Origin of the sequence: Spiroplasma sp. ald (assembly GCF_044714355.1) — a bacterium.
GTDB lineage: Bacteria > Bacillota_I > Bacilli_A > Mycoplasmatales > Mycoplasmataceae > Spiroplasma > Spiroplasma phoeniceum.
This window is the reverse complement of record NZ_RXFY01000104.1, coordinates 1-3436: the sequence shown is the minus strand read 5'-3', so window position 1 is coordinate 3436 and position 3436 is coordinate 1. Positions and strand designations below refer to the sequence as shown.

The following is a 3436-nucleotide window of genomic DNA, read 5'->3' as shown; positions in this document are numbered from 1 at the left end:
TCTTTTTAAAAATATTTATAATTATTTTAATAGGTTATGCAAGAAGTCTAATATAAAATTTTATAAATACATAATAATATTCTAATTGCATTTTTGCAATTTAACATAATTAAAGTAACAATTAAGGTAAAAAACATTAATTGTTAAAATTACATTATTTAAACTATATTTTTACTTTTAAATCGATTTAAATCAATATTAATTAATATAATCGATTTAAATTGATATAAACGATAATTACATCAGATATATATTAATATTATTATTTTCATTATATAACAAAAATAAGCAAACAATCCACTTTAAACAAAAATGTATTAACTTTATCATAAAGGTGGTGCTCACACTTTTTGGAAACATTTAGTTTCCTTAATTTTATTAAAAATCCTAATTAAAATTAATTGTTTTAGTTTACTTAATTTTGCTATCAAAATAATAATTAATAGTCACATTTTAAAAGCATAGACTGTTTTTGACTCCTAAAATATGATATGTAAATAATAAATTAAGTAATAAAAACAAATTAATAATAAATAATAAAAAAATAATTTTTTATAAAACCTAAATGTATACCCATTCATAAATCTATTTTTTAAAAATATCTTAACATTATTTAGTAGTAATATTTAAATTTAAAAAAAACTAAATTATCTACATTAGTTAATCCCAATTTCTCATTTAAATATAAGTTTACTTAAAATAAATATTATAATTGTTCAAAGACATAATGTAATAATTGAAATATATAACTTTGCAAATTGTAAAACTTAACTTCAAAAAAATGTTCTTTCTTTGAAATTACTAAAAGATAAAGACATTAATTCTAATTAAAAAAAGTTTTACAATACTAATTGCAAAACAATTTTAATTTTTGCTAACAGAAATTAACGAACTAAAAATATTGGGTGGTCCTTTAGGTAATCGTCGTTTATGTTCAGAACTTTGATGTGATTGTTTAATTCGTTGTGCAATAGCTGCTGGAACCGATTTTCCTTGTAAATAATAATCTAATTGTTGATAAGTAAATCCTAATTCTTTTTCGTCAGTTTGATTAGTCCATAATCCCGCTGTTGGTGGACGTGAAATAATTTGTGATGGCACACCTAATAGTTGTGCTGCTTGCTGAACTTCAGATTTTAGTAAATGAATAATAGGAACTAAATCAGCAGCACCATCACCATATTTAGTAAAATATCCAACATGTCATTCATCAGCATTATCTGTACCCAAAACCATATAATTATGGCTTTGTGCTAAAGCATATAGGGTCGTCATTCGTAACCGTGGTTTAATATTAGCGAATGCTAATTGATGTGGTGGTAAAGCTAATGTTGCAATTAAATTATCATATGTTGCTGTTAAATCAACAAGATGATAATTTAATTGATGATTATTAATTAATAATTGTGCACATTCTTGATCAAAATAATCAGAATGACAGGGCATGATAACTGCTAAATGATGATTAGGAAAAGCTTGTTTTGCTAATAAACTAACAACAGCTGAATCAATTCCGCCAGATAAACCAACAATAACCCCCTCGCATTTGGATTTTGTTACTTCTGCTTTAATTCATTTTACTAAATAACTCAAATATTGTTTTAATTCTTTCATCATTATCCATCCCATTCTAATTCGTAATCAAAAATGCGAACAATATCTCCTGCTTTTGCTCCTTTTGCTCGTAATATTTCAAAAACTTTTAAATCTTGTAATTTTTTATTAAATAATAATAGATTATCATAAGTTGTAATTGGTGTTTTATGATAAGCTTGATAAACTGCTGCCCCCGCTACTTTTCAAACACCATTGCCAAGATTAACAACTTCCACCTCTTGTTCAATTGGTGTGGTATACTTATATACTTTATAATCTTCTTCCGTTGATGTTATTTTATCTAATTGCCATAATGCTTTATTATCCTTAATTTTTGTCAAAGCTGCTCCAATTTGATTTATTAACAATGATAAATTTTGATTCATTAAACCACTAACTTCAATAATTTCTGCAGTTGGAATTTGCGTCTTAAATTTAATTAAATTTTTTGCTGCAATCTCAAGATCCATTTTATTTGCTACAATAATTTCTGGTCGTAATTCTAATTTATAATTATATTTTTTTAATTCTGTTTTAACATTTAAATAATTTTGGTAAACATCTTCTGTTCCATAATTCCCTGACATATCTAAGACATGGACAATCAATTTACAACGTTCAATATGGCGTAAAAAATCATGTCCTAGTCCCTTACCTGCTGCTGCGCCAGCAATTAACCCTGGTAAATCTGCAACAACAAAACTATGATGTTTTTGATCTTGAACCACCCCTAATTGCGGGGTTAAGGTAGTAAATGGATAATCAGCTATCTGTGGTTTAGCTTTTGAAATTTTTGCTAATAAAGTTGATTTACCAACATTCGGTAAACCAACTAGACCAACATCAGCTAAAACTTTTAATTCACAACGAATCTCTAATGTCTCCCCTAAATCACCAGCTTCAAAGATAGTCGGTGCTTTATTTTTAGAATTTGCAAAGCGAGCATTACCACGGCCACCCTGGCCACCTTTTGCTAAGACAACTTCTTGCTTATGAGTAGTAATATCACCAATAATTTCATTTGTTTGATTATTATAAATTAATGTACCTAACGGAACTTTAATATACTTATTAATAGCATTTTTACCATGCATACTTTTAATGTTTCCATTTTGACCATCGGCTGCTTTAATTTCTCTCTGATATTTTAAATCAAGTAATGTATTCATCCCTTCATCGCCAACAAAAATAATGCTACCACCATCGCCACCATCGCCACCCGAAGGACCACCTTTTGGCACATATAATTCACGATGAAAAGCAACGGCACCATCACCGCCTTTTCCTGCAAATAATTTAATTGTTGCAACATCAATAAATTTCATTACGTATCCTTTTCTCGTTATGTTAATTTTGTGCCCTTAAAAATAATCACCATTGTCATTACATTATAAATAATTTTTATCTACTAACAATGTTATCTTTGTTTTTCCTAGCTTAATACTTCTAATTGTTTTAAAACTACTTTGTCAATTAAAAGTAACCCTTTTTATTTTTTGCTTCAATAACTTATTATTATAAAACTAGAAGATACTTTTAGTATATTAAAATATTTCTTGCACTAATTCTCCTTATATTAAAAAATTTATTAATTAAGTTATATAAATTTATCTTGCTAAGTAAAGAAACCTACTTTAAATTTTTCTTTAATTCTTAAATCGTTTTTATATTTGGACATATTATATTATAACAAAATTTAAATATTTTAGGAGTTATTTAATCTTTAAAAAAGAAAAAAACAATTAAAATTGTTTTTTAGAAAATGTTATTAAATGTAAAATAAAGGATGAAGTAGGAAAAAACAACTCTTATTAATTAAAAGAAAGGAGTTGTTTTTTTA

At 26.1% G+C, this 3436-nt stretch carries 2 protein-coding genes; both read right to left on the bottom strand.

From position 1 onward, the window contains the following. Positions 1 to 864: 864 nt before the first annotated feature. A complete protein-coding gene (nadE, locus tag EHU54_RS05015; protein WP_400249272.1) occupies positions 865 to 1617 on the bottom strand; it encodes an NAD(+) synthase in 753 nt (250 codons plus the stop codon). Beyond that, on the bottom strand, positions 1617 to 2921 hold the full coding sequence (obgE, locus tag EHU54_RS05010) for a GTPase ObgE (protein WP_400249271.1): 1305 nt from the start codon (positions 2919 to 2921) through the stop codon (positions 1617 to 1619). Before obgE ends, nadE begins: the two co-directional genes overlap by 1 nt. Between the last annotated feature and the right edge of the window lie 515 nt (positions 2922 to 3436).